This is a genomic window from Gleimia hominis (assembly GCF_002871945.2).
Lineage (GTDB): Bacteria > Actinomycetota > Actinomycetes > Actinomycetales > Actinomycetaceae > Gleimia > Gleimia hominis_A.
On record NZ_CP126963.1, the window covers coordinates 439575 to 466571 of the forward strand.

The 26997-nt window shown below is 56.3% G+C and carries 26 protein-coding genes and 3 tRNA genes; 12 read left to right on the plus strand and 17 right to left on the minus strand.

Going from position 1 to position 26997, the window contains the following annotated elements; translation table 11 throughout:
- Positions 1-7: 7 nt before the first annotated feature.
- From CJ187_RS02010 to CJ187_RS02025, 4 genes are all read right to left on the minus strand, one after another.
- On the minus strand, positions 8-145 hold the full coding sequence (locus tag CJ187_RS02010) for a hypothetical protein (RefSeq protein WP_158237704.1): 138 nt from the start codon (positions 143-145) through the stop codon (positions 8-10).
- Between the two features lie 34 nt (positions 146-179).
- Positions 180-764: a serine O-acetyltransferase gene (gene cysE / locus CJ187_RS02015; RefSeq protein WP_102215979.1), complete on the minus strand. Its 585-nt coding sequence runs from the start codon at positions 762-764 to the stop codon at positions 180-182.
- A gap of 187 nt (positions 765-951) precedes the next feature.
- Entirely contained in the window at positions 952-1899 is a 948-nt protein-coding gene (cysK, locus tag CJ187_RS02020; protein WP_102215978.1) for a cysteine synthase A, read from the minus strand.
- Between the two features lie 226 nt (positions 1900-2125).
- Positions 2126-2764, minus strand: a complete 639-nt coding sequence (locus CJ187_RS02025) for a YigZ family protein (protein ID WP_158237703.1) — start codon at positions 2762-2764, stop codon at positions 2126-2128.
- Positions 2765-3046: 282 nt separating this feature from the next.
- Here CJ187_RS02025 and rpmF point away from each other — a divergent pair, with 282 nt between their 5' ends.
- Both rpmF and CJ187_RS02035 read left to right on the plus strand, forming a co-directional pair.
- Positions 3047-3217, plus strand: coding sequence for a 50S ribosomal protein L32 (gene rpmF / locus CJ187_RS02030; protein WP_102215976.1), 171 nt, complete (start codon positions 3047-3049; stop codon positions 3215-3217).
- Between the two features lie 197 nt (positions 3218-3414).
- Complete coding sequence (locus CJ187_RS02035) at positions 3415-4254, plus strand: hypothetical protein (RefSeq protein WP_102215975.1); 840 nt, start codon at positions 3415-3417, stop codon at positions 4252-4254.
- A 191-nt stretch (positions 4255-4445) separates the two neighbouring features.
- On the opposite strand, the gene ettA is transcribed toward CJ187_RS02035, so the two are convergent.
- The 3 genes from ettA to orn all read right to left on the minus strand — a co-directional run bounded on the left by ettA (position 4446) and on the right by orn (position 7718).
- Positions 4446-6128, minus strand: coding sequence for an energy-dependent translational throttle protein EttA (gene ettA / locus CJ187_RS02040; protein ID WP_102215974.1), 1683 nt, complete (start codon positions 6126-6128; stop codon positions 4446-4448).
- 81 nt (positions 6129-6209) lie between these two features.
- Positions 6210-6776, minus strand: coding sequence for a single-stranded DNA-binding protein (locus tag CJ187_RS02045; protein ID WP_146003053.1), 567 nt, complete (start codon positions 6774-6776; stop codon positions 6210-6212).
- A 318-nt stretch (positions 6777-7094) separates the two neighbouring features.
- The gene (gene orn / locus CJ187_RS02050) at positions 7095-7718 is read right to left on the minus strand and encodes an oligoribonuclease (RefSeq protein ID WP_102215972.1); all 624 of its coding nucleotides are present in this window, start codon (positions 7716-7718) and stop codon (positions 7095-7097) included.
- A gap of 161 nt (positions 7719-7879) precedes the next feature.
- On the opposite strand from orn, the gene CJ187_RS02055 reads away from it, so the two are divergent.
- Positions 7880-7952 (plus strand) — tRNA-Arg (locus tag CJ187_RS02055).
- Positions 7953-8067: 115 nt separating this feature from the next.
- Here the strand turns inward: CJ187_RS02055 and CJ187_RS02060 are convergent.
- A complete protein-coding gene (locus CJ187_RS02060) occupies positions 8068-9003 on the minus strand; it encodes an acyl-CoA thioesterase (RefSeq protein ID WP_284667789.1) in 936 nt (311 codons plus the stop codon).
- Between the two features lie 183 nt (positions 9004-9186).
- Between CJ187_RS02060 and CJ187_RS02065 the strand changes: the two genes are divergently transcribed.
- Positions 9187-9453 carry a PTS transporter subunit EIIB gene (locus CJ187_RS02065; RefSeq protein WP_102215970.1) on the plus strand — a complete coding sequence of 89 codons (267 nt, stop codon included), beginning with the start codon at positions 9187-9189 and terminating at the stop codon, positions 9451-9453.
- An 81-nt stretch (positions 9454-9534) separates the two neighbouring features.
- Entirely contained in the window at positions 9535-11688 is a 2154-nt protein-coding gene (gene malQ, locus CJ187_RS02070) for a 4-alpha-glucanotransferase (protein WP_284667791.1), read from the plus strand.
- Between the two features lie 72 nt (positions 11689-11760).
- On the opposite strand, the gene CJ187_RS02075 is transcribed toward malQ, so the two are convergent.
- The 7 genes from CJ187_RS02075 to CJ187_RS02105 form a co-directional block, all read right to left on the minus strand.
- Positions 11761-12231: a PTS sugar transporter subunit IIA gene (locus tag CJ187_RS02075; protein WP_102215968.1), complete on the minus strand. Its 471-nt coding sequence runs from the start codon at positions 12229-12231 to the stop codon at positions 11761-11763.
- On the minus strand, positions 12228-12476 hold the full coding sequence (locus tag CJ187_RS02080) for a glucose PTS transporter subunit EIIB (protein WP_102215967.1): 249 nt from the start codon (positions 12474-12476) through the stop codon (positions 12228-12230). Before CJ187_RS02080 ends, CJ187_RS02075 begins: the two co-directional genes overlap by 4 nt.
- A gap of 101 nt (positions 12477-12577) precedes the next feature.
- Positions 12578-15127: an aminopeptidase N gene (pepN, locus tag CJ187_RS02085; protein WP_102215966.1), complete on the minus strand. Its 2550-nt coding sequence runs from the start codon at positions 15125-15127 to the stop codon at positions 12578-12580.
- 62 nt (positions 15128-15189) lie between these two features.
- Positions 15190-17166, minus strand: a complete 1977-nt coding sequence (locus CJ187_RS02090) for a M13 family metallopeptidase (RefSeq protein ID WP_434737334.1) — start codon at positions 17164-17166, stop codon at positions 15190-15192.
- A gap of 105 nt (positions 17167-17271) precedes the next feature.
- Positions 17272-17676: a hypothetical protein gene (locus CJ187_RS02095; protein WP_284667793.1), complete on the minus strand. Its 405-nt coding sequence runs from the start codon at positions 17674-17676 to the stop codon at positions 17272-17274.
- 231 nt (positions 17677-17907) lie between these two features.
- Positions 17908-18609, minus strand: coding sequence for a hypothetical protein (locus tag CJ187_RS02100; RefSeq protein ID WP_102216555.1), 702 nt, complete (start codon positions 18607-18609; stop codon positions 17908-17910).
- A gap of 489 nt (positions 18610-19098) precedes the next feature.
- Positions 19099-19172: transfer RNA gene (locus CJ187_RS02105), tRNA-Gly, on the minus strand.
- 96 nt (positions 19173-19268) lie between these two features.
- Between CJ187_RS02105 and CJ187_RS02110 the strand changes: the two genes are divergently transcribed.
- Positions 19269-19342: transfer RNA gene (locus CJ187_RS02110), tRNA-Pro, on the plus strand.
- On the opposite strand, the gene CJ187_RS02115 is transcribed toward CJ187_RS02110, so the two are convergent.
- Positions 19324-20229, minus strand: a complete 906-nt coding sequence (locus CJ187_RS02115; RefSeq protein WP_102215963.1) for a sulfite exporter TauE/SafE family protein — start codon at positions 20227-20229, stop codon at positions 19324-19326. The genes CJ187_RS02110 and CJ187_RS02115 overlap by 19 nt on opposite strands.
- Before the next feature lie 29 nt (positions 20230-20258).
- Entirely contained in the window at positions 20259-21002 is a 744-nt protein-coding gene (locus CJ187_RS02120) for an SDR family oxidoreductase (RefSeq protein WP_102215962.1), read from the minus strand.
- A 325-nt stretch (positions 21003-21327) separates the two neighbouring features.
- Between CJ187_RS02120 and tig the strand changes: the two genes are divergently transcribed.
- The 6 genes from tig (at position 21328) to CJ187_RS02150 (ending at position 26935) form a co-directional block, all read left to right on the plus strand.
- The gene (gene tig / locus CJ187_RS02125) at positions 21328-22719 is read left to right on the plus strand and encodes a trigger factor (RefSeq protein WP_102216554.1); all 1392 of its coding nucleotides are present in this window, start codon (positions 21328-21330) and stop codon (positions 22717-22719) included.
- Between the two features lie 246 nt (positions 22720-22965).
- Positions 22966-23568, plus strand: a complete 603-nt coding sequence (locus CJ187_RS02130; RefSeq protein ID WP_269843562.1) for an ATP-dependent Clp protease proteolytic subunit — start codon at positions 22966-22968, stop codon at positions 23566-23568.
- A 12-nt stretch (positions 23569-23580) separates the two neighbouring features.
- Entirely contained in the window at positions 23581-24207 is a 627-nt protein-coding gene (locus tag CJ187_RS02135) for an ATP-dependent Clp protease proteolytic subunit (protein ID WP_102215961.1), read from the plus strand.
- A gap of 73 nt (positions 24208-24280) precedes the next feature.
- Positions 24281-25543 (plus strand): ATP-dependent Clp protease ATP-binding subunit ClpX, encoded by a 1263-nt coding sequence (gene clpX, locus CJ187_RS02140; RefSeq protein WP_102215960.1) that lies wholly within the window; start codon positions 24281-24283, stop codon positions 25541-25543.
- A 58-nt stretch (positions 25544-25601) separates the two neighbouring features.
- Positions 25602-25928 carry a chorismate mutase gene (locus CJ187_RS02145; RefSeq protein ID WP_102216552.1) on the plus strand — a complete coding sequence of 109 codons (327 nt, stop codon included), beginning with the start codon at positions 25602-25604 and terminating at the stop codon, positions 25926-25928.
- Positions 25929-25999: 71 nt separating this feature from the next.
- Positions 26000-26935, plus strand: coding sequence for an AEC family transporter (locus CJ187_RS02150; protein ID WP_102215959.1), 936 nt, complete (start codon positions 26000-26002; stop codon positions 26933-26935).
- The last annotated feature ends 62 nt before the right edge of the window (positions 26936-26997 follow it).

Genomic DNA, 26997 nt, shown 5'->3' on the forward strand with positions numbered 1-26997 from the left:
CAGGTAATCACGCGTTTGAGGGATTAGCGGCGGGTTCCACCACCTCACGAGCCTGCCCGAACAGGGGGTTGGGTTCCACGCGCGATTGCCCGAACGGGGTTTGGGTTCCGCGCGCGAGATTGCCCGAACGGAATCTGGTTTCCACGCCCGAACCGCGGCTAGTTGAACGCCGAGGCGAGTTAAATGTAGAGGGTAGGGTCTATAATCAGGTCTGCGTTAGAGCATTCACTGGTGGCTGGCCGCAGTTTCGCTGGCACTCCAATTGCCACGTGGTCGGCGGGAACGTCTTTAACGACGACGGCGTTCGCCCCTACTTTTGCGCCCGAACCGATGGTGATGGGGCCGAGCACTTTGGCGCCCGCGCCGATCATCACGTTAGATTCCACAGTGGGGTGGCGTTTGCCCTGCGTCATGGAAACTCCACCGAGGGTTACTCCGTGGAAAATCACGACGTCATCGCCAATTACCGTGGTTTGACCAATCACCACGCCAATCGCATGGTCGATAAAAACTCGCCGTCCGATTTGTGCCTCAGGGTGAATATCAACTGAAGTGAGCATCCGGGTGAGGGAAGAAACGATGCGGGCAAGTGTTTTCAAACCCCGTTCCCACAGGCCGTGCGAAATGCGGTACCCCCACAGGGCGTGCACGCCCGCGTAGGTGAGGGCCACTTCCAGTTTCGACCGCGCCGCCGGGTCCCGGTTCATGGCATTACGCAGGTCTTCGCGAATAAGCTCGCGGATCTTCAAGGTTTGGGACGCCACTGGTGTGTACTCTCTTCTCGTGTTCCGTACTTACGGTTTAGATTCTATCGGGGCCGCACGGCACCTGCGTTAGGGGTAACTCGTTAGGGGGAGGGGGGGAGTTAACTGGGCCGGGCCCGAATGCGACCCAGCCCAGTTGCTTAGCACCTCACTTCACGCTGCATGCCCAGTTTGTGGGCACCGCTAGTTACTTCAAGTAGTCCTTCCACAGTGGGGTAGACAGGTAACGTTCCCCGGTGTCAGGCAAAATCGTCACCACCGTCTTACCGGCCGCGTCACTGCGCGCAGCCACCTGCTTACTGGCCCACAGGGCCGCTCCAGAAGAAATACCAACCAGCAGGCCTTCTTGCGCCGCAGCCTGTCGCGCAAAGGCCAATGCTTCGTCGGTTGGAACCGTAATCACTTCGTCCACCAGGTCCGCCGCGTAGTTTTTAGGAACAAAATTCGCGCCGATCCCTTGAATCCCATGAGGTCCTGCGTGTCCCTCAGAAAGAAGTGGTGACTCTGCTGGTTCCACAGCGACAACGCGCAAGTTCGGGTTCTTTTCTTTCAAAGTGCGGGCCGCGCCCGAAATGGTGCCGCCCGTGCCCACCCCGGCCACGAGGAAGTCCACATTGCCACCGGTTTGTTCCCAGATTTCCTCCCCGGTGCGCACCTGGTGAATGTGCGGGTTCGCGGGGTTCGTGAACTGGGACGCCAAAACGGCTCCTGGGCGTTTTTTAACCACGTCAGCGGCGGCATCAACCGCGCCCTGCATCCCATCTTTCGGTTCGGTGAGAATCAGTTCTGCACCAAACGCCCGCATGAGTGCGCGGCGTTCCACCGACATGGACGAGGGCATGGTGATAACAACTTTGTACCCGCGTGCCGCTCCGACCATCGCGAGGGCTACCCCGGTGTTCCCAGACGTGGCTTCTACAATCGTGCCGCCGCTGCGCAGTTCCCCGGATTCTTCTGCGGCGTCCACAATTGCGATCGCGATCCGGTCTTTAACTGACCCTGCTGGATTGTAGGCCTCCACTTTCGCGAGCACCCTAGCGTTCTCGCCGGTAATACGGTTGATTTGAACCAGAGGCGTGTTTCCAACGGCTTGCGTGATGTTTGAAGCAAAGTTTGCTGAAACAGATTCTGACATGATGAAAATCCCTAACTAATTGGCATCGGTTAATAATGGTCTTTAGTGGTCTACGGGTACATGGGCGCAGCAGTCACCGGCTCGCACAAGGCGCAGAATTGGCAACGCGGTAAAGCCATGCACCCTACAGACACGTGCAACAGCTACCGTGCTGCTGAAAGATCCTCTTAACAAAACGTGCCGTGTTCATCACGGTTACGATCCTAACGGCAACCACACTCGAGTGCTACCGCGAAACTGGTTTTTCCACTGTCAGCGGATCCAGTTCTTCAACCGGCACGGGTTCAGACGCTACCTCAGCGATTAAACTTCCTATTCTTGAGGCCAGGGGCTCGTCCGTGCTGAACACTAACTGCACCCGGTTGGTGTACGCCGCATCCAGGATTTGCGCGTGACGGGCCCGCAGCTGCGCTTCAAGCCTGCCGGCCACATCGTAGTCAACGGTGACGCGGAACCTGCGTTGGTCTACCAGCTGCACCACTTGGCAGCGATCCAGGGTTTCGGACACGGAGGTTGAATACGCGCGGATGAGCCCGCCGGCCCCCAGCAGAGTTCCGCCAAAATACCGGGTCACCACCGCGGTCACATTAACCAGTTTGTTTTGAAGCAGGACCTCCAGCATAGGAGGGCCCGCAGTGCCGGACGGCTCCCCATCGTCACTGGAATGCCCCACTTCGTTCATGCCGTCTGGCTTCACCACGAATGCGGAACAGTTGTGGGTTGCATCGGGGAACTCTGTTTTTATCTCACTGATGAAAGTGCGTGCCGCGGATTCAGTTGGGGTATGCGCAACAGTGGTGATGAAACGTGACCGCTGCACCTCCAGCTCATGGCGCACCAAACTACCGGATTGTATGCTCCGCACTCTGCTTCCTCCTAAAACACCCCTCCTAACGTATCGTATTATTGAAACCAAGCGGGCCTCACTTTGAAGACCCATAGCCGTGAGCGTTGGCTACGCTCACAATCGGGCGCGTAGCACATCAGTCATGCTGACTACTGGTTGCTGTGCCTACCGATCCTCACCACCGAGAACCTTCACTCGCTGTGACGTAGTTCCTTACCGCTTTTCTTTGAACCTACCTGTAGATTTGGTATGCTAACCAGGTTAGTAATTGGTCATCTTTAATAGAGGAGCGGCAAGCAAATGGCAGTTCCAAAGCGGAAAATGTCGCGTGCGAACACGCGTACGCGCCGAGCTACCTGGAAGGCTAAGCTCACTGACCTGGTGACTATTCGCGTGCAGGGTCGTGAGGTCCGCGTGCCGCGTCGCCTGGTGAAAGCTTACAAACTAGGTCTGGTAGATATCGACAGCTAATCGCTGTTTACCCTATCGGTGCCCCTGGGGAAACCAGGGGCACATTTGTGTAACTAACCGGCCAACGGTCGTACGATATCAACACGTGTTTAGCATTTGCTAGGCTGTAAACAACATGTCGTTCTCTTTAACCTCAATGATGCGATGATAATGTGACTGCGCGTAGTAGTCACAGTTGAAAGTTCAGGTGTTTAACTATGGGATACTATGTATACGCTCTGATGGATCCCAACCGGACTGCAAGCAGCCCGAACGGTGAATGTTTCTACACCGGCGTTTTTGAGCTTGGTACCACCTGCGAAGACCTAATCGCCGCAGCCACCCAGAGCAGCGATGAAGTTAGAACCCGTGTTAAAACCTTAGATTCCCAAGGTCTACGCCCTGAAGTTCACCGCGTCTACTATAAGTTGGACCGCGTCCCTCAAGAAAAGGAAGCGGCAGATTCAATCCGGATCGAATTCCAAAATGCGTTGCTATCTGGAACTGTTTCCGACCACTTTGAACTCACCCGACTGATACCGACTCGCAACGTCAAGTGTGTGAGTATTCCTGGAAACATTAATGCGTACGTCGTGTCACTTGGTCCGGCGCGGCGTTGCAAAGAGGTGGAGAATGCGGTTGAGGTTCCAGCGGACGTTCAGGTGAGTAACCTTGCTTCAGGTTGGTGGCCTTTTGACCGCACCACTACAGCAGTGATCCAAGAAACCCTTGAGCAGCGAACCCCCGTGTATCTGATAACTATTGCCAGCACAGCAGAAGATGGAGCGAACCTGGTGGTGCGCGTGTTTGACGTGTGCTCTTTGGAATGGGGATTGAGCCCCATGGGGACGGGGCGCGCACGGTTTCGTGACCTGAGGGCGGGAACGTCGGATGAGCTGCGGCGGCTACGTACCCAGTTGGAGAACGCGCAGCTGTGCGTGGATGGGCGGGCCATGTCGGCGAACAAGTTCACTTTACCGCGCGTGTTGAAAGCACATGGGCTCACCGCTTTCCGCGCTACGTTCGGACCTGCATTCAAAGAGCTCGAGAACCTCTGAAGCCGAGAAAGCATTTACAGCATAGACAACTTGTGATGCCTCGAGAATTTGTAAAGTTCGAGCACTTGTAAAGCGTGGCATCTACCGTTTTGTACCTACCGTTTTTGGTTGGTTGGCGCATAAGCAATGCTGGTGCACCCGCATGAGCGGGGCACCAGCATGTTGTTAACCGACTGGTAGGTGGGCGATTCTTAGTCGCGTTTTAACCTGCGGTGGGTCACGCGGTGTGGCCGCGCGGCCTCTTCACCTAGGCGTTCCACCTTGTTCTTCTCGTAGCTTTCGAAGTTACCTTCGAACCAGTACCATTGCGCGGGGTTTTCTTCCGTGCCTTCCCAAGCCAGGATGTGGGTGGCGACACGGTCAAGGAACCACCTATCGTGAGTTACCACGACGGCGCAACCGGGGAAGTTCTCTAACGCGTTCTCTAACGAGCTGAGCGTCTCCACGTCTAGGTCGTTCGTTGGTTCGTCGAGCAGTAACAGGTTCCCACCTTGTTTGAGGGTTAGCGCGAGGTTCAGGCGGTTGCGTTCACCACCTGAGAGGACCCCCGCGGGTTTCTGCTGGTCCGCACCTTTGAAACCGAACGCTGAAACGTAGGCTCGGGAGGGCATCTCTACGTTCCCAACTTCGATGTAGTCCATGCCGTCGGAAACTACTTCCCACAGGGTTTTATCCGGGTCAATCCCCGCGCGGTTTTGGTCTACGTAAGAGATCTTTACGGTTTCACCCACTTTCAGATCTCCACCGTCCAGTGGTTCGAGGCCCACGATGGTTTTGAACAGTGTGGTCTTACCAACCCCGTTGGGGCCGATCACACCGACGATGCCGTTGCGTGGAAGAGAGAACGACAGGTCGTCAATGAGCACTCGATCGCCGAAACCTTTACGCAGGTTCCTTGCCTCAATCACCACGTTTCCAAGCCGTGGACCCGGTGGGATCTGAATCTCGTCAAAGTCGAGCTTGCGGGTCCGCTCGGCCTCTTCCGCCATCTCTTCGTAGCGAGCCAAACGGGCTTTAGACTTCGCCTGCCGCCCTTTCGCGTTGGTGCGCACCCACTCCAGTTCATCTTTCAAACGCTTCGCAAGTTTGGCGTCCTTCTTGCCTTGCACGTTGAGTCGTTCACGTTTCTTCTCTAGGTACGTGGTGTAGTTACCTTCGTACGGGTAGAGGCGGCCGCGGTCGACTTCCGCGATCCACTCCGCCACGTGGTCCAAGAAGTAGCGGTCGTGGGTAATGGCAATGACCGCACCCGGGTAGGTTTGCAAGTGTTTTTCTAGCCACAGCACCGATTCCGCGTCCAAGTGGTTGGTGGGCTCGTCGAGCAGCAGCAAGTCGGGCTGTTCCAGCAGTAGCCGGCACAGTGCGACGCGGCGGCGTTCACCACCGGAAAGCACTTTCACATCGGCATCCCCAGGTGGGCACCGCAGAGCGTCCATCGCCTGCTCCAGTTGAGAATCCAGATCCCAACCATTCACCGCATCAATTTCGGACTGCAGTTTTCCCATTTCTTCCATGAGGGCATCGAAGTCAGCGTCTGGATCACCCATCTGCTCGGAGACCTCATTGAACCGTTTCAGCTGCTTAACTGTGTCCCACACGCCCAACTGCACGTTTTCTAACACAGTTTTGTCTTCGTCAAGTGGGGGTTCTTGCTGCAAGATCCCAACGCTGTAACCCGGGGTGAGCCGAGCCTCACCGTTGGAGGGGGTATCTAGACCCGCCATGATCTTCAGAATAGAACTCTTACCCGCGCCGTTGGGCCCTACCATGCCTATTTTTGCGCCCGGCAGGAAAGCCATCGTCACGTTATCCAAAATAACTTTGTCCCCGTGACGTTTTGACGCCCCAACCATTGAGTAGATGTATTCAGCCACTGCGCTCCTAAAAAGTAGTCTTTCAGTGTTTTACCGCTCTACAGTCTACTCAATGGGTGGGGAAGTAGGCGACAATGCGCATTAACTCACCAGGGCTGATTCTTCCTCTCCAACACCTAACGGATCTGCTTGCGCTTCATCCGTCTTTGGATGCTCAACCTCGTTCACGTTAGTGTCCACGGTGGGCATTTTATCGCGTTGAACCCGCATCGGTTTAGCATAGTTTGAAACCCCGTACGCTAAGTCGTGTCCAACAGTTGAGGCGTTAATAACTAACTCCGTGTTCTTCTTCTGACTCGCCTCGTCTTCCCACTCGTTTATTGACAGCCGGCCCGTGGTAATAATCGGGTCGCCCTTCTTAACTGAGTGGGCTGCATTTTGTGCCAGTTGGTTCCACATTTTCACGGAGTACCAAGTGGTATCCATGTCGTGCCACGTGCCGGCCTCATCTCTACCTCGGCGCGTGACAGCGAGCCGGAAACGGCCCATCGTGGCACCCGAATCGAGGTAGTAAAGATCGACTGGACCGCCGGCGCGGCCACGGATAGTCACATTCACAGTGCCCGAACCTGACGCACGGATGCGGCCCTGCACCGGCATTTCCACTTGCTGCTTGTCACTTTTCTTTGATACTTCGTTGTTGCTCACGGTGTCCACTCCTAAAACTTTTAACCATGAATCTCGTTATTGGACACCACTAATACTGGCAACGCGGATGCTCGTAGAAAACCACAGTCCAGCCTCGTTGTGGAAACTCTAGTGTGAGGCGAGGTTGTGGAAAAAACCCATCCACATCCCGCAGAGGACCTGAAGGCCGGAGGGACCCCACTGTTCGGGAAGACTTCCCAGCCGAAAAATCTCGCTGCCTAGGAAAGGCCGATCAGTTGGATAGGGCTCGCTAGCTGGAAACGCCGATCCGCCGGAACGAGCTTTCTAGCTGGGAAAGGCCGATCCGCCGGGACGAGCTTACTGGTCGGTGCGGGTAATTCCCAACGCTTCCACTTCGCGCGCAACCTCTCGGCACTGCTCGCGTGTGGGGCCCTCATCGCGAGGGAACAAAACGCGGCGGTAGTACTCCAACTCTTGGATGGACTCGCGGATGTCAGCAAGCGCGCGGTGTCCCCCGTGTTTTTCCGGTGCCTCTTCAAAAGTACGGTGGAACCAGCGTTTCGCCAGTTCCTTCAACGAAGACACGTCAACAACGCGGTAGTGGAGGTGGTCTATTACTTCCGGCATGTCGCGTTCTAGGAACATCTTGTCGGTCCCAATCGTGTTGCCGGCAAGCAATCCCTTACCCTTGCGGGGCACAAACCGTTTAATATATTGCAGCACCTGCGCTTGCGCCTGCTCCATATCAATGCCGTCAGCAAGATCCTCAAGCAAACCCGACGAAGTGTGCATCTTCCGCACAAAATCTCCCATGTGGTCCAGTGCGGCATCCGACGGTTTAATGAGTACGTCAATCCCCGGATCCACAATGTTGAGTTGCGAATCCGTCACCACTACCGCCACCTCAATGAGCGCATCGTGCTCCAGGTCGAGGCCGGTCATTTCACAGTCAATCCATACCAAGGGTTTGTCAATACTCATAACTACCAGCTTAGACCAAAAAACAGCTCGGCTAAGAGCTGCATAAAAGCACGACGAATTGGAGCTTTAGCGCGTGAATAAGCCCGCATTCGGCACCGCACACGGGCGTGGCAGGCAGAATTCGGTGATTATGCCCGGTTTACTCTAAGCTTGTTCTGAGTGCCTCCGTAGCTCAGGGGATAGAGCAGACGCCTTCTAAGCGTTTGGTCGCGGGTTCGAATCCTGCCGGGGGCGCAACTACGAAACCGGCGCACTACGAAAGACTCGCCACCACGAATGCAACTCCGAAACCGGCGCACCACAAAGGCCGCGCTACCACGAATGCCACTGCGGAACCTGAGTGTGCCCGCTAGTGCGCCGGCGGGACATTGAACTCAAAGTGTGATTTCTCACCCGGTTTAGGTTCCAGCACCCGCATCATGGCTTCTTGCATCACTTCAGCCACCAGCACGCCCTCACGCGTAAACACACGCATGGACCCCATTGCCCGGTTCGAACACGTTGAGGGGCAATTCTGATCGAGGAGCAACCAGTCGTTAATATCAAAATCGCGATGAAACCACATCGCGTGGTCCAACGAGGCGAGCATCAAACCGGGGGAGAGCCACGACAGTCCACGCGAACGCAACGCCGGTTCCATAATGAACTGATCCAGCACGTACGCCAGCAAAATCCGCCCAACCAGTGGCGTCGCATTCGGAATCGGCACCCGCGGTTTAATCCACACCTGCTGCGACGAGGCGATCTTCGGTTCTTTATGCATGTACAGCGAATCCTGCACGTGACGCGATTCGAAAGCAACCGTATTCCCCAAGTACTTCCCAACCGGATTGTTCATCGTGCGGAAATACTCCAGCGCAGACATTAACTTCTCTGGTTCAGGCACATCCGGCATGGGAGCAGAATAATCCGGACCGTCCTCCCGGATATGGAAGTTTGCTAGCAGCGTGAGGATATCGCGGCCCTCCTGCCTCGCAACCGCTGTGCGGGAAGAAAACGACCGGCCGTCACGCACCCGATCCGCCTCAATGTCTATCGGCTTGTGCGGATCTCCACCCACAAGGAAATACGCGTGCAGCGAATGTGGCAGGCGCTCCAGTGGTTCATCCAGCGTAGAGCAGGCAGCAATCAGCGCCTGTGCCACCACTTGACCGCCATAAATGCGTCCCATCTGCGGCAGGGACTGGGCGCGGAAAGTGTCTGCACCAAGCGGCTGGATAGCTAGAGAACGCAAGACAGCGGCGATTGGTTCATCATCTACTTGCGGAATCTGAATAATAGTCACACGCCCATTGTCTTGCATTTCACGAACAAATACACCTCTAAAGCAACAGCGTCCGCAAGTAACCGTTAGTCAAAAGCGGTGGAAACAGGTTCACATTAACGCTGCAAGCAAAAAAGTGGTCTATTATACAATCGGCCCCAAAGGTACTAATATGCGATAAGGGTCACAATGAAGGGAGTGTTGATGGGAGTCCTTGATCCACACCAATTAGTCACCGCACTGGGCGATTGGGGCAACATAGCAGAAGTTGAACCGTGTTCTCTACGCATCCGCGTGCAGGTTAAAGACCCGCATAAAGTAGACGAACAGGCGATTCGCAACCTCAACCCTCTCGCAGTCGTGCAATCAGGCTCCTACGTGCAGATAGTGACCGGGCCGGACGCGGACGTGACGGCGAAACGCATGCGGGAAGCGTGGGAATCCTCAAACCCAGAAGCGCTCAAAGAATAAACAAAAACCGCAATCGCGGCTGCTTCCCATAGAATAAGAACCACCGCGAGTAGTTCCCAACCAGTTAGCAATGGAGTAACGATGACCCATCTGCCTCCCCCCGACCTATTTCCCGAGAATCTAAGCGAACTAGCCAACCGATTAGGGGTATCCACAAAGTTCTGGAGCTGGCACGGTCAACTAAAAGACGTGCACCCACTATCGCTCGTGAAAGTACTGCAATCGCTGGGGGAGAACCTCCCGGACATGCCCTCGAGTCAAGACATAGACGCGCTCCTAACAGCTCACGAACAAGACGAATGGCGTCACACTTTGCCAGTGTGCACAGTCAAACGCCAAGGGGATTGGCAGGAGCTACGCGTACACGTACCCGACGGTTCCGCAGTTACCGTTGAGGTCGAGTTGGAAGACGGTACCGTGCACCCAGTGCCTCAAATTGAAAACTGGGAACCGCCAAGAGAAGTTGACGGAGTCCTCACCGGGCGCGCCGGATTTGCGTTAGAACAATGGCTGCCACTGGGCTACCACACACTCCGGGCCCACCGGGAAGACGGGCAAGTAATAAACGCCCACCTAATTGCGGTGCCGCCCAGTTTGCAAAGCGAACTGTTTGAAGACAACGCGCGCTACTGGGGTCTGTCGTCGCAACTTTACTCAATCCGAGCGAAACAATCGTGGGGGATGGGTGACACCGCAGTTCTAACCGAACTTTCCGAACATTTTGCACAGAAAGGAGCAGACTTCCACCTCATAAATCCGCTCCACTCTGGTGCGCCCGTGCTCCCCATCGAACCGTCGCCCTACCTACCGACTTCACGGCGGTTCAACGACCCCATCTATATTCACCCCCAGTCAATCCCCGAGTACGACTCTTTGTCCCCCATGGAGAAGCTCGATGTTGAACAACATCACCGGGCGTCACTCGTGGACGACTCGGACTCCGTTGGGCTGATCAACCGCGACCAAGTGTGGTCCACAAAGGATGCGGCGCTGCGCGTCATCTACCGCCACCCCCTCAGCAGTGAACGGCAGCAACAGTTCGACGCCTTCATCGCTGCAGGTGGGACACCGCTGCGAAACTTCGCGCTCTGGTGCGCCCTCGTATCCGAATTCGGTGGAATCGAACTACCCGAAAAATACCACTCAGCAAACACCGCGGTAAGCCAACAGTATGCGCGTGAACACGAACCCCAGATCCGCTATTTCATGTGGCTGCAATGGGTGCTGAACGAACAGCTCACGAATGCGCAAACGCGCATGCGCCGCGCGGGGATGCGCATCGGTCTGATGGCGGACCTCGCGGTGGGCGTACACCCACTGGGCGCAGACGTGTGGGCAGACCCAGCAGTGTACGCCAGCGGCATGACTGTAGGCGCACCCCCGGACATGTATTCCCAACAGGGGCAAGACTGGTCCCAACCACCGTGGAACCCACGCGTGCTCGCCAAACGCGGCTACGCACCACTGCGCGACATGATTCGGGCCACCTTATCGCACGGTGGGGCCGTGCGGATCGACCACATTCTTGGCCTGTTCCGCCTCTGGTGGATTCCCACGGGAATGGACGCCCACCACGGCACTTACGTGCAATACGATCACGAAGCAATGGTGGGTGTGCTTTTGCTTGAGGCACAACGCGCCGGCGCTGTGATCATTGGGGAAGACTTGGGAACAGTGGAACCGTGGGTGCGCGGTTACTTAAATGAGCGCGGAATCTTCGGAACCTCAATCTTGTGGTTCGAAAAAGAAGATGATGACACCCCGCTCCACGCCGACCACTATCGAGAACGCGCCCTAGTAGCCGTGAACACACACGACCTCCCACCCACCGCCGGTTACCTGAGGGGGGTGCAAACTGATTTGCGTCACGAGCTCGGTTTGCTGGTGGAACCGCTTGAACACGTGCGTGCGCACGACGACGAGGAACGTTTAGCTATGGTAAACCGCCTGGTGGAGTACGGTTTGCTAAGTGAAGAGGAGCGCGGAAACGAAACCGCAGTAATCAACGCGCTCTACGCGTATATTACGCGCACCCCCGCTCATTTACTGGCTGTGTCCACCGTAGACATCGTGGCAGATACGCAACCGCAGAACCTGCCGGGCACTCACCGGCAGTACCCGAACTGGTGCGTGCCGCTCGCGGACGCGAAGGGACGAGAAGTAACTTTGGAACGGCTCCTAGCCTGGCCCGTTGACGACCTTTGTTCGCTCATGAACCGCGGGGTGAGCCGCTGAGGCGCGGATCTTCGAATGCTGGCTAGCGCAGGTAACTGCCGGCCAGCAGCTGCACACCAGGGGGCGTCGCGGTTACGCGGATTCGCCGTTTTGGAGCTGGAACAGCAGGTCGCGGCTTTGGATCTCAGTGCCGATCGTGCTGCTCATCTGAATCATTGATTCAGGTAGGTCACAGGCAATCACGGACACGGACGTGGATAGGTGATGGGCTTTTGCAACAGAACTGTCCCAACGGATCACCGCATCCCCAGCTTCAACCACATCACCTTCCGTGCGCAGCACTTCAAATCCCTCGCCGCGCAGCTTAACCGTGTCAATCCCCAAGTGGCATAACACGCCAACCCCAGCGGCGGTAAAAATAATGAACGCATGCGGATGCACTTTCAACAGTTTCCCTGAAACCGGTGCGCACACCTCGTGCATACGCGTTTCTACGGGGCGAACCGCGCAGCCAGCGCCTACAATCCCACCTGCCAGAACCGGATCCTCAACGTCTTTCAGCGCGATCGTAGTTCCGGACAGGGGAGAGTAGATGTCTATCATTTCAGTAACGGTGCCGCGCTTGCCGCAATATCATCCGCGTCTGGCCCCACCACAATCTGGACAGCAGGCCCAACTTTCACAACCCCAAACGCACCGGCAGCCTTCAAGGTCTCGTCATTAACACGGTCCACGTCGTTCACTCGGGCACGTATGCGCGTGATACACGCTTGCAGTGAGGCGATATTATCGACGCCCCCCAACCCCTCAACGATTGCTTTCGCGGATTGTTCATATGCTGCACCCATAGTGACTCCTTGACCGAAATAACGTTACTACTACTAGGTTACCGCGAACGTGGGATTAACCACGGGTGGTTGAAGGCGCGCCTTCAACCACCCATAGCGACCTACCGGCACAGCTGGGCTTTCACTGCGCGTTCCGCCTCCGCAGTTTCTTCACTCACCAGGCGACGCAACCCCGCGGGCGCATCCTCATTCGCATCCAACCAGTCGTAACCTGCTTTCACCACGTCCAAGTCCGCCAACCGGCCCGCAAGCATCGTGGGGAACCCTAGGAGCACAATGTCTTGTGCCGTGTGGTTTGTGTTCAGTTCCCATACTTCACGTAGCGCGTCGAAATACTGAGGTACGTGGGCGCGGTAAAGCTCCGGAGCAGCGATCGCATTCGCCCAGTATCCGCGTCCAAGCGCGATGCGCATATCATTCGACAAGTCGCGGTCAAATACCACGTCCTTAAACGCCTTGTCTTTCACTCCCTGCTCGGCCACAGACGCGCGGGCTTGCGCAGCTTTCTGCGCGCCGGTGAGAGTCTGGTCCGTGCTGGTCATCTGCGCAATCTGGGTTTCTCCTGCGACCCCATTGCGCACCGAGCTCAGCAGCAGTGTCCACCGCATGTCCGCATCGGTGGGAAGCCCAACCAACGTGGCTTTTCCAGTGCGGAGGTTTTCAATATCGCCAGCCTGCTCTTTCGTTGCCCGCGCTGCCGCGGCAGCGGTCAGCAACCGCTGTGCGTCCGTACCTGCAGCTGCGGAACGCGCCAGTAACAGTAAGCGTTGCGCCACAGCGTTTGCCACTTCCTCACGTTCATCAGTGGGGAGGTAAAGGGAAACTGCGGTATTAATATGACGTAACAACAGGTTGAGGATCATCATGGAATCCTCACCGGTCAGGGCGGACAAAGCCATGTCAATGTACTGGCGGGCTGGCATTTGCGCATCCCGAACCATATCCCACGCGGATGCGAGAACCACGCCGCGCGTCAACGATGAAGGGAACTGCGCAATGTGTTCGGTTGCGAACGCCAGGGACTGCTCGTCAAGGCGAATCTTCGCGTACGCCAAATCCCCGTCATTGACCAAGATCAGATCCGGACGCGGTAAACCAACTGCGGATTCCACCGGGGTTTCGTCGCCTTCAACATCAAGTTCCTCGTGGAAAACCTGCTGTACCTGCCCATCAACAAGGGAATAACCCGCGACCGCTAACCGGTGGGGCCGAAGCGAGGAACCGGGCGTGAATGGTTCTTGTTTGACCGCGAGGCGCACAATCTTCCCGGCCTCACTCGTTTCCACGACCGGACTGAGCAAGGTCACCCCCGCTTCTTCTAACCAGACTTTCGCCCACCCCCGCAAGTCGCGCCCAGATGCCGCTTCTAGCTTGCCCATGAGGTCCGGCAGCGTCGTATTCTTCCACGCGTGCTCCGCGATGTAGGCCCGCAAGCCCTCGAAAAACTGGTCGCGCCCCACGTAAGACACGAGCTGACGCAACACCGCAGCCCCTTTAGCGTACGTGATGCCGTCGAAGTTAACTTCTACATCCTCCAGGTCGCGGATAGGCGCGACAATCGGGTGGGTGGAAGGCAACTGGTCTTGGGTCAAACCCCAATCCTTGCGGGCCATGAACCCTGTCCACGCATCCTGCCACTGCTCCGTGCCTTCCGCTAGGCACAGGTGCGACATGAACTCGGCGAACGACTCGTTTAGCCACAGGTCGTTCCACCACTGCATGGTCACCAAGTCACCGAACCACATGTGCGCCAACTCATGCAGTACCGTGTTCGCCAGGTTCTCCAACTGCGCGGCCGTGGGTTTAGACCGGTACACGTACTCGTCCCGGAACGTCACGCAACCCGCATTCTCCATGGCGCCCGCGTTGTATTCTGGCACAAAAATCTGATCGTACTTGCGGAACGGGTACGCGCGCCCGTATTCGCGTTCAAAGAATTTGAATCCAGCGCGAGTCACATCCATGACCCACTCGGCGTCCAAATGTTCCAGCAGTGACTGGCGGCAATACACTCCAAGGTCGATGGTGCGCCCGTCCGCACTTGTCAGTGTGCCGGTCTTGCCCACGTATGGGCCCGCCACGATCGCAGTGATGTAACTGGAAATCTGCTCGGATGCCGAGAAATCCCACACCTTACTCCCGTTTTCCTCCCGGGGCGTTGGCGTGGGGGAGTTAGAGAACACCACCCACTCCGAGGGCGTACGCACGTGGAACGTGAACTGCGCCTTCATGTCTGGCTGTTCAAACACTGCGAATACCCGCCGAGAATCGGGGACCTCAAACTGGGAATAGCAGTAATCCAACCCATCCGCCGGATCTGTGAAGCGGTGCAACCCCTCCCCGGTATGCATGTACCGACAGGTGGCTTGAATGGTGACCGTATTCTTATCCTTCAGACCAGTTAGGTGCACGCGTGAATCCGAAAAACTATCCACGGGCCGGGCCTCACCGTTTACCGTGAGCTCGGTGACCTCATCGGCAATCAAATCCAAAAACGTCTCATCCGCACCCGCGATATCGAACTGGACGGTAGACGTAGACTGGAACGTCTTATCGTCACCCGTTAAATCCAGGTGAATATCGTAATCATAAACGGTGACGGCGCGTGAACGAGCCGCTGCTTCTTCTTTCGTTAGATTCTGACCCGGCACTATAACCTCCTAGGTCCGCGTTGAGTGGGATGCCAGTCTAATTACTACTAGTCTGCCACGTTTCACCAAATGGTGACACGTTTGCTGGGATCTATCCACATGGCGTCACCGGCTTCGACCCCGAAAGTTTCGTAGAACAGGTCGAGGTTCGAAAGTACCCCGTTGCACCTGAACTCTGACGGTGAATGCGGATCAATTGCCAACAGTTGGATAGCCATTTCGTCGCGTGTTTTCGCCCGCCAAATACGCGCCCAAGAGTAAAAGAATTGTTCGGGCGCGCTCATTTGTGCTCGCTTCTCATCCTCCAGTGATGCCCCGCGTTGGTCCAGTTCAATCAAATATGCCTTCCACGCGATTGATGCGCCCCCTAAATCGCCGATGTTCTCTCCGATAGTGAACGCGCCGTTCACGCGGTGGGAGTCATCCAGCTGGGCGGGGGAGTACTGGTTGTACTGCTCAATCAGAGCTTTTGTGCGGGTTTCAAACTCCGCGCGGTCCCGGTCGGTCCACCAGTTGTTGAGCTTACCCTGCCCGTCGTATTGGGAACCCTGGTCGTCAAACCCATGCCCAATCTCGTGGCCAATCACAGCGCCGATCCCACCGTAGTTCACGGCGTCCGGCACGTCGGGGTCAAAGAACGGGGGTTGTAAAATAGCGGCTGGGAACACGATTTCGTTACGCAGCGGGTGGTAGTAGGCATTAACGGTTTGCGGGGTCATGAACCACTGCGCCGGATCTACGGGTTTCCCCACCTTTTCTAGATCGTAGTCCGTGTCGAACGCCGCGGTGTTACGCACAGTTTCTAACAGTGTTTGGCCTACAGCTAGTTTCTCGTAGCTGCGCCACTTGTCGGGGTACCCAATTTTTGGGGTGAACGCCTCGAGCTTGTCGAGTGCCCGCGCCTTTGTTTCCTCTCCCATCCACGTTAGGTTCGTGATTGAATCGCGGTAAGCCTCAATCAGAGTGTCCACTAGCTCCAGCATTTTCTGCTTGTGCTCCGGTGGAAAGTGCTGCGCTACGTAGAGTTGTCCAAGGGCTTCCCCCATGGATGCTTCCACCAGGCTCACACCGCGTTTCCAACGTGGCCGCTGTTCCTGCGCGCCCGTCAGGGCCTGTTTGAATGCGAATGCGGCCTCAACGAAATCTTCGGGTAGGAAGGCTGCGCGCGCGGATAGTACCGCCGCAGTTAACCACCGCTTCAAAGCGGCCAGTTCCTCTTCTTCCCAAAGCTTCGCGACTGCCTCTAAAAACGGGGGTTGCCCCACGTTCACAACGCCGTCGTCAGCTGGTTCGAATCCCACCCCAGCGAGCCATTCCTGCCACGGGAATTGCGGGTAGTCGCTCTTGATTTTGGCCCACGTGGTTGGGTTGTTTGTTTTTTGCGCGTCGCGGCAGGTGACGTTGTCCCAGTGGTGTTTAGCCACTTGGGTTTCGAATTTAAGGATATTCGTTGCAAAGTCGCTGTCGCTGAGCCCCGCCAGCTGCGCAAGGCGGTCGTTTAGTTCTACGTAGGCGTCGCGGATGGGGCCGTATTGGTCTTCGCGGTAGTACGCTTCGTCAGGCAGTCCGATTCCCGCCTGTGTCAGGTAGGGAATGTTCATGGTCGGGTCGTTCAGGTCCGATTCCACGTACAGGCCGATCAACCCATTCACGCCCGTGCGGTTTAACCGGCCCATGGTGTTGGCCAGTTCTTTCTTGTCTTGCGCTTGTTCTATTAGCTTGAGGTCCGGTCTGAGCGGTTCCGTGCCCGCTGTCTCGATGCTGTCGGTATCCATGAACTGCGCGTAGAGGCGTGCCATTTTCGCTTCGTCCTGGTTTTCTGACGAGGAATCGAGTGCCTCGATTATTTCCCGAACTGCGGCTTCCGCTTCGTCGCGGAGGCGGTAAAACTCCCCGTCCGCTGGTCGGTCTGCAGGAATCTCGTGGTGGGTGAGCCACTGTCCGTTTGCGTGGCGGAAGAAATCTTCTCGCGGTGAAATGGACTCGTCCAGGACTGCGGGGTCTTTAAGGTATGAAGGGTCTTTAGTCATGTGAGCCATTCTACAGCCAGAAATGGTATTGAACAGGGGCTTGGTTGATGCCCGTGCAGGTGAACTAGTTATTCACCCCGTGCCCAACCAAGCCCCTGGTGCGCAAAAGCAGTGTTAGAACAGTCCGGGTAGTTTCTTCCCGCTGTCCGAAACCGTTGCGGTGCGTGAATCCACATTCTGGTCGTTGCTGGTGGAGGTGTCGCCTTCCAGGCGGCCTTCCTGCGTGACGGTGATGTAGTTAACGATGCGTCCTTCTTTGGTGAGTCCATCACCGAAGTCGAGGTTCGCGATCAGCTGGTCCTCACCCTTCTTAATCGGGTTGGAGAGGGTGACGAGGAATGAGCGCGTGGAGGTTTTCTCGTTGAACCCAAGGTCGCGCGTGTATGCGCCGTTGAACCAGCCCGGGGTAATGAGTCGGTCTACACCCTTGGGGCCAGAAGCGGTTTTGACGTCAATGCGGAAGCTGACGATGGGGAACTCGCCGTAGTAGCGGTCGGTGCCTACGTTCTTTACGTGCACTGCAACTAGGCCGGCGTAACCGGGAGCTTTAGCGCTTGAAACCTGCAGGTTCGGCGCGAGGTCCAGCGCAGCCTGCTGGGCGGGAGCAGGTTCTGGTGCCTGGTCCGCAGCGGTGGCAACACCGGCGCCCGCGACAGCGGTGGTTGCAAGTAGAGTTAGTGCGGTGGCGCTTAGTTTAGAGAAGAATTTTTCATTTTAGTTATCCCTCAATCTTTCGTCCGTGCGTGCCGATTAGTGCGAGTCAGCAGGGTTGTTGTAGAGCTTTACGGTTACCTGGTTCTTGACGGGCACGTTGGCGCGCCACGCGGTCGGGTTCGACCAGGTGCCGTTCGGCTTGCAGTACTGCTGCGTGCCGGTCATCGCGATGGTGCGGAAGCCGTAGGTGGCTTCGCCGGTGTAACCAGCGGGGACGTCGTACGGGCCAACAGTTTGGCCGATGTTCCAAGACAGCGAGTAGGAGGCAGAACCACCGATTTCTTTAGCGAGTGAGTAGGCGATACCCCAGTTGCTGCCCGCAGTCTTGTCGTCTTTAGATGCGGAAGCGTTGCCGCCAAGGTTAATGTCTAGGCTTTCTTTCTCTGAGCCGTTTACAGAGATGGAAATGCTCTGGGTCTTAGAAAGGTCCTGTGTCAGAGGGATGGTTGCCTGCGTGCTGTTCGTCGTGGAAATGGTTCCGATCGGGAGGAACTTGTCCGTCACCTTGTAGATGGTGGTGCGGTGATCTTCCCAGGGGTTGCAGACCGGCCGGGGGTTAAGCACGTTGGCCTTTAAGTGGTCCGAACCGTGTGTCGTGTGCACGATCGGCAGGTTCGGGTTGGTCTGCGGCGTTTCCGGATAGGTGTTCTCGATCGTTTCCGCGCTCGCTGGGAAAGCGGCAAGTGCGGTCAGTGCAACGGACCCGAGAACGGCGAATAGCTTTTGGCTCTTCTTCATTGCAACTCCTTGACGGTATGTATTCTGCATGGAAGAAGCCATCGCCCGTATTCGCCTAGCGGTAACCGCTTTTCTTGAGGTCCGCGTGTCCCTCAGGTTGAATGCGGCTACTTTGCTTGGCGGAACGGTGGCTCCCGCAAATACAATAGCTTGGGTCGTTGGTCCTCGCCACTGGAATAGAGACGAAAACCATATTTAATCCGAAAATACGGCTAATTTGTTACCTAATGAGCCCGATTGTGTTTCGTATTTGTTAAATGCAGATGCGAAATCGTTGAGTATTAGTTGAGTTTTGCGCTCGCAACAGCGGGGTTAGTCACTAAATAGACATTATCAGTCATTAAATAAGCATTAAACGATCAGTGAGCGGATTTTCTTGGGAAGTATTTAAATTCCCGAGGTTCCCTCGTCTCTTTCAGAAACAACTGCTCTCAGGCTGATTCAGCTTTTTACTACCGCGCAGATTGACTTAGCTCTTTACGATTTGAATGGAGCGAGTGAGGAGAATCGAACTCCCATCATCAGCTTGGAAGGCTGAGGTTTTACCACTAAACTACACTCGCAGTTCGACCGGTTGCCCGATCGGGTAGTGAAAACTCTACCGGAAAAACCCCGAGTTGTGAAATCAGGGGTCAGTATGGGTAAGATATCACCTGTCGCGGGGTGTGGCGCAGCTTGGTAGCGCGTCCGCTTTGGGAGCGGAAGGTCGCAGGTTCAAATCCTGTCACCCCGACTAGATGTATCAGATCGGGACGCTGATTCTGAGCGACCCGATTCTTTTGTTTTCTGATCCGTTTTTAAGTGCGAACGCGTGCGAGTATCTTCTTTCGAATCTGTGCTGCTGGCCTGGCGCGCCACATAAACGCTGCGTACCAGCAGGACGCCCTGCCACGCGGCAAATAGTAACGCGTCGGCTCTGGGGGAGAGCAGTGACGCTAGCTTCGCCCCCACGGGAACTGTGCAAACCGCGCTAACACCGATAATTAAGCCAGTCTTTAGATAAGCTTGCCGGCGCGCTAAGTTAGCGATAGCGCCCGAGAGGGTACCGGGAATCATTGAGACTAATGAGATTCCGCGCGCGGCCAGATCGGAGGCACCGAATATAAAACACAGCGCCGGAATTGCAGCGCCGCCCCCACCGATTCCTAAAATCCCAGACAGGAAGCCGCACGCCACGCCTAGCGCAACCAAACCGAGTGCGGTGAGCGCGCTCAAACGGATACTCCCACCCCGATTGGGGACAAACACGGACTGCACCAAAATTATCGAAACGAGGAACGCTACGAACGCCCACCTTAAGAACCGCTCCGAGAATTTAGTTAGGAAATACGTTCCGATCTGAACTCCTGCTACGAGCCCGACGGTTAATCCGCCCGCAGCGAGCCAATCAATATTCCCGGTGGTTGCATACGTAACACAGCCCGTGAGTGCAGTTGGGAAAATGGCGATCAAGCTTGTGGCAGCCGCCTCGCGCTGCGACAACCCTAGATAAACAAGAGCAGGCACAATTACCGCGCCACCGCCGACCCCGAAAAGTCCGGAGAGTAAACCTACGAACAAGCCTGCAGCAACGAGTGATAAGACTACGCGTGTGGAGAACTGCTCAGAACGTGAAGGCATGCAATTGAAGCTACCACCACCACCGGTCGCTACTTGCTTCCCATGCGTTTAGTTACTGTGTGCGTGGCCTGCTCGACCGGGCGGATAATCATCGTGTCCACATTGAAATGTGGCGGAAGGTTCAGCGTCCACGTCACGGCCTCAGCCACGTCCTCAGCGGTTAACGGTTTCTCAACCCCCTCATAAACCGCGTCAGCAGCTTCTTGCGAACCCAAACGATTCAACGAAAACTCCGGAGTGTGCACCATTCCCGGGGCGATCTCAATCAGCCGAACCGGCTCGCCTACAAGCTCTTGACGTAACGTGGTGACGATCGCCCGTTCCGCGTGTTTCGCGGCCACGTAGCCGCCACCACCCGGATACGTCCCGTGCGCCGCAGTGGAAGTGAGGAACAGCAAGGTTCCCCCGTGCTTGCGCAACTGGGGGAGGAAGGCTTTAGAAACCCTGAGGGCAGAGAGGGCGTTCACGTCAAACATCGTCTGCCAACGTTCCACCTGCGCATCCGCAACCGAATCCACACCGATCGCCCCACCGGCAATGTTCGCGACCGCATCGACCTGGCCGATACCGTGCGCGTAATCCACTAATGCAGCCACGTCCTCATCTTTAGTGAGGTCCGCTGTGAAATACTCACACCCAATTTGTTCCGCCAGTTCGTGCAAACGTTCTTCACGCCGCGCCACAGCGAGAACCTGCCAACCCTGCTGCTTCAACTGCTCGGCAGTGGATCGGCCAATCCCAGATGAGGCTCCCGTAACTACTGCAAAACTCATTTTTACACCCCCGCGTGCTAGTCGTAACCTTTATTCCAGCCTAAACGCTTACCCACGGGCATAGCGAAACTTACTTGCGGGCGCTTTCAAATCGAGCTGCCGAACTCAACTGCGAAACCGAGCGCTTTAAACCCAACTCCGCGACCAGGAGCCGCCGGATATCATCCACGCAATACTGGTTGACGTATTAAATACCGGGGGCCGTATTAATTGCGTCACCAAAAATGTGGGGGCATGAGGAAATTTGCGCGCAATTGACATAGGATAAACGCGTTGTAAGGCGCCGAAAGGCCAATAAGTCTATCTGATACTGGAGTGCGTGCACGTGAAGAGCACTGTTGAAAACCTTGAATCGACGAAGGTGAAAGTCAGCGTCGAAGTTCCCTACGAGGAACTGAAGAAGGACATGGACGCTGCGTACAAAGAGATTTCCAACCAGGTGAACGTACCTGGGTTCCGCCGCGGTAAAGTTCCCCCGCGGATTATTGACCAGCGGTTCGGACGCGTCACCGTGATCGAACAGGCCATCAACGCTGCAATGCCCCGCCTGTACAGTGGCGCCGTTGAAGAACACGAGCTGCGCCCAGTAGCGCAACCAGAAATCGACGTGGAAGAAATCCCAAACACCACCGGTAAACCCGGTGGAGAACTGAAGTTCACCGCGGAAATCCTGGTTATCCCCCCGTTCGAGATTCCGTCTCTAGACGGGTTGGAAATCGAGGTCGACCCCCTCGAGGTCACAGATAAAGACGTGGACGCAGAACTGGAAGAGCTGCAAACCCGGTTCGCGACCCTCAAGACTATTAAACGCAAAGCGAAGAAAGGTGACTTCGCAACCCTGGATCTCGTTGCCAAAATCGGGGACGAAGAAGTTGACAGCGTCTCCGACGTGTCCTACGAAATCGGTTCCAAATCGATGCTCGACGGTATGGATAAAGCCCTCACCGGGATGAAAGCCGATGAGGAAACAACCTTCACCACCACCCTCAAAGGTGGGGAGCACGAAGGGGAAGAAGCGGACGTGACCCTCAAGGTGAAAGCCATGAAGACCCGCGAACTACCTAAAGCCGACGACGATTTCGCTCAGATGGTGTCCGAATTCGACACGATCGACGAACTGCGCGACGACTTGAAGAACACTGCTCAATCACGCAAACAGGGTGAGCAGGCTCTGCAGGCCCGCGACCGCCTCCTAGACAAACTGATTGACGGCGCGAAGATTGAAATCCCCAAGCAGGTAGTGGAAGAAGAACTACCGAAACTGGTGGGTGAAGACGCGAAACCTGCGGACAAGACAAAGGGCCGCAAGCAAATCCGGCGGCAACTGTCGGAGCAGGCTCTTCTGCAAGACCTCGCGGCTGCGCGGGAAGTGCGTGTTGGCCAGCAGGAAGTGTTCGAGTACATCATGCAGATGGCGCAGATGCACGGGCTGGAACCAGCTCAACTGATGCAGAGCCAGGAGCAGGTATCCGCCCTGGTGGGTGACCTGACCCGCACCAAGGCGCTCGCCCTGACCCTCGGGAAGGTTACCGTTAAAGACACGAACGGCGACGAGGTAGACCTCAGCGAGTTCACCAAAGACCCGCTTGAGGAGCAAGAAAAAGCAGCTGAGCAAGCGGCACAAACCGCTGAAACTGAAGCGGCGGACAACGCTTCCGACAAAGATGAGAAGGACGCGGCGGCGGAATCCGAAGATGAAAGCGCAGACGAGAAGTAACTCGTAGCGCACACAGCAGCGCAGAGGCGGGTGAGCCGGGTGGCTCATCCGCCTTTGGCGTATAAAAGAGCGTTCATATCTGGAGTTGGAACCGTTCACAGATGGAGGGTGAGGGCAGTGGGAAATACTGCGCGGGGCGGCGCGTGTGCGCCAAAAGCGAAAAGCCTTGTTGAACCGGGATATTCCCCGCCGCAGACCATAAACTGGGTACAGTTTGAATAAGAATCTGAACGGGAAGGAATAACAGTGGCTGAAACTGAAGATCCCCGTAGCGGCCAGAACATGGTTTTCGATCGGCTCCTGAAAGAGCGGATCATCTGGCTCGGGTCTGACGTTCGCGACGACAATGCGAACGAGATCTGCGCAAAAATGCTCCTCCTGGCAGCGCAAGACCCCGACAAAGACATTTACCTATACATCAACAGCCCGGGTGGATCCGTAACCGCCGGAATGGCGATTTACGACACAATGCAGTTCATACAACCCGACGTCGTCACGGTCGCCATGGGCATGGCTGCCTCGATGGGCCAGTTCTTGCTCACCGCCGGCGCCCCTGGGAAACGGTACGCCACCCCGCACGCGCGGATCTTGATGCACCAACCTTCCGGTGGGGTTGGTGGCACGGCCGCGGACATTCGTATCAACGCGGACCTCATCCTCAAGATGAAACGCGAACTAGCGGAAATCACCGCGCAACGCACGGGTAAATCCCTGGAACAGATCAATGCGGACGCTGACCGCGACCGCTGGTTCACCGCCCAGGAAGCTTTGGAATACGGGTTCTTTGACCACATCGTCACGAGTGCTAAATCAGTGGCCGGTGGTGGCAGTGCCCACGAGAGCGAGTAGGAGTAGTAAGGAATGAATAACCAGATGCAAATGCCAAGTGCCCGCTACGTCCTTCCGCAGTTCGAGGAACGCACAGCCTACGGTTTCAAACGCCAAGACCCATACGGCAAACTGTTCGAAGATCGAATCGTGTTCCTAGGCGTGCAGGTAGACGACGCCTCCGCGGATGACATCATGGCACAGCTGCTCGTGTTGGAAGCCCAAGACCCGGACTCGTTGATCACCATGTACATCAACAGCCCCGGCGGGTCATTCACCGCAATGACAGCCATCTACGACACGATGCAGTACATCAAACCGCAGATCCAAACCGTGTGTCTAGGCCAAGCTGCATCCGCCGCAGCGGTCCTGTTAGCCGGGGGGACGCCCGGACGGCGCCTCGCCCTCCCGAATGCGCGAGTTCTGATCCACCAACCCGCCATGGAAGGAGCCCGCGGGCAGGCTTCAGATATTGAAATCATTGCCGAAGAGATTGAACGCATGCGCACCTGGCTGGAGGAAACACTGGCGAAACACTCCGGCCGCACCGCAGAGCAGGTTCGTCGCGACATTGACCGCGACAAGATCCTCACGGCAAATCAAGCCCTAGACTACGGCTTAATCGACCAAGTACTCACGTCGCGTAAAGCACAGCAATAGGCGCGGCTAAGTAGTACACATACCGGGTATCAACTACAGTGGTACCCGGTATATGCATTTTAGGAGGTAACCGGTGACGCGCTTTGCAGACTCGGGCGAACTGCTCAAATGCTCTTTTTGCGGCAAGAGCCAAAAACAAGTGCTGAAACTGATTGGTGGGCCCGGCGTATACATTTGCAATGAATGTATCGAACTGTGCAACGACCTCATTCAAGAAGAACTCGCCACCCAAGAAGGTAAACCCCTTGCGAAACTACCGAAACCGAGGGAGATCTTCGATTTCCTCGGCAATTACGTGATCTCGCAAGACGACGCGAAACGCGCACTTTCCGTGGCAGTGTACAACCATTACAAGCGTCTCAACGCAGCGCAAAGTAACGGGGAGAAACTGGATATGGAACTCACCAAATCCAACATCCTCCTACTCGGACCCACCGGAACGGGGAAAACCCACCTGGCGCGCACGCTCGCCCGCATGCTCGAAGTACCATTCGCGATCGTTGACGCCACCGCGCTAACCGAAGCAGGCTACGTGGGGGAGGACGTGGAGAACATCCTCCTGAAACTTATCCAAGCTGCAGATGGCGACGTCAAACGAGCCGAACGCGGCATAATTTACATCGACGAAATCGACAAGATTGGCCGCAAAGCCGAAAACGCGTCGATTACCCGTGATGTTTCCGGTGAGGGCGTGCAGCAAGCCCTGTTGAAGATTATTGAGGGAACCACCGCGTCCGTACCCCCGCAAGGTGGGCGCAAACACCCGAACCAACAGTTCTTAGAAATCGACACGTCTGGGATTCTCTTTATCGCCGCTGGTGCTTTCGCGGGCATCGACGAGATCGTGAAAGCCCGCTTGGGTCGGCGCACCACTGGGTTCAACTCCGACCTGAAATCCGCCGCTGAGTACGGTGACCTCTACAAGCAAGTTACGCCTGAAGACTTGCACAAATACGGGATGATTCCCGAATTCATTGGGCGCTTGCCGGTGATCACCTCGGTGGCGCACCTGGGGGAATCAGATCTCGTGCGGGTACTAACGGAACCGAAGAACTGTTTGGTGCGCCAATACCAGCAGCTTTTTGCGTTAGATGACGTACAACTTCAGTTCACCCACGAGGCCCTAACCGCAGTTGCGCGCAAAGCCAACGCTCGGAAGACCGGGGCCCGGGCGCTATCGTCCATTTTGGAGAAAACCCTATCTCCGATCATGTTTGAAGTTCCGTCGTTGCCTGAGGTCGGTCGCGTAACCGTGACCTCTGCGGTCGTCACCGACGGGGCGCAACCAGACTTAGAATTGCGTGCAGACATGCTTGAGGAATCCCAAAGTGCGTGACCCACAAGCCGCGCGGCAACCGGAGGGTAGTGAAGCCGGGCCGGAAGCGGAAACTGGGGTGAAGGCGGAGCAGCGATGCGTGAACGAACTAGAACGCGTCCGCAAGTCAATCGATAATCTGGACGCCGCGCTTATACACATCCTGGCGGAACGGTTCCGCTGCACGCACCAGGTGGGACAGATCAAAGCTGAAAGGGGATTACCCGCCACAGACCGCGAGCGTGAGGCAGAGCAGCTACGCCGGTTTGAACAGCTCGCACGCGAATCCAACCTAGATCCCACGTTCGCGCAGAAGCTACTGCGCGCCATTCTCGACGAAGTGGTGCGCCACCACGAGGTATTAAAGCAGCGGGGGAGTCTACGCAGTAGTGCCGACGGTAGCTAAACACCGTCGAGTACCAGCAGCAAAACTGTGCTGAGCGCGAGTTAGTGCCCCAAAACTTCTAGCATTGACGTATGGGCCAAATTATTCAAGGGATCCTCGCAATCACGATAATAATGTTCGTTGGTTGGCTCGCACGGCGAACCGGGGCTATTCGCACTGAATCCAGCGCGGTCCTCACGGACGTCGTGTACTGGATTGCAACCCCGGCACTACTATTTCACACCATCATCTCTTCGAACGTGCGGGCGGTCATCGGCAAACCTCTGCTGGTCGCTGCGGGATGCGGAGTCGTTGCCGCGTTATTCTTTGTGCTAGTTAGCCTCGTGTTTATCCGCCCAACCGGGTCGGATCTGGCGGTGGGCGCCATGTGCGGATCCTTGAACAACGCGGCCCACGTGGGGATTCCCATTGCGGTTTACGTTTTGGGATCTGCAATCCACGGGGTACCCGTCATGGTGTTCCAACTAGGTTTATTTACCCCCATGTTTTTTGTGCTCGTAGACTTCGTGTCTAGCGACCGTAAACCCACAATCTGTTCGGTGGCCAAAACGGTTCTGACAAACCCCATGGTGATTGCCGCGGTAGTAGGATTCGCATGTGCCTGGTGGAGTATCCGCGTGCCGACCCTGCTTAAAGAATCGTCGGAAATGCTGGGGCACGCCGCGCCCGCGCTGGTGCTCATTGCTTTCGGCGCGTCAATGGTGGGTAAACGCCTGCGAGTACGGTCTGAACAAGGGCATCTAATCGCGCTCGCAGTGGTGAGTAAACTCGTGGTCCAACCGCTTGCTGCATTTGGTTTAGGCTACGCTCTCGACCTGCGATCGACTTCACTGATGGCCGTCACCATCATGGGTGCGCTACCTGCAGCACAGAACTGCTTCATAGCCGCCGTGCGCGCGCGGGCTGGGGTTAAACTAGCGCAAGGTGCTGTTTTGATTACAACGATAGGATCTCTATTCGTGTGCCTGGCAATCGCCTACGCTTTCCACCTCGCGGGCGTCGTGTAACTGCGCCGGCCAGTACGAGAAGAACCGCAAAAGGGTGCGGAGTATGGCAACCGCGCAGTGGT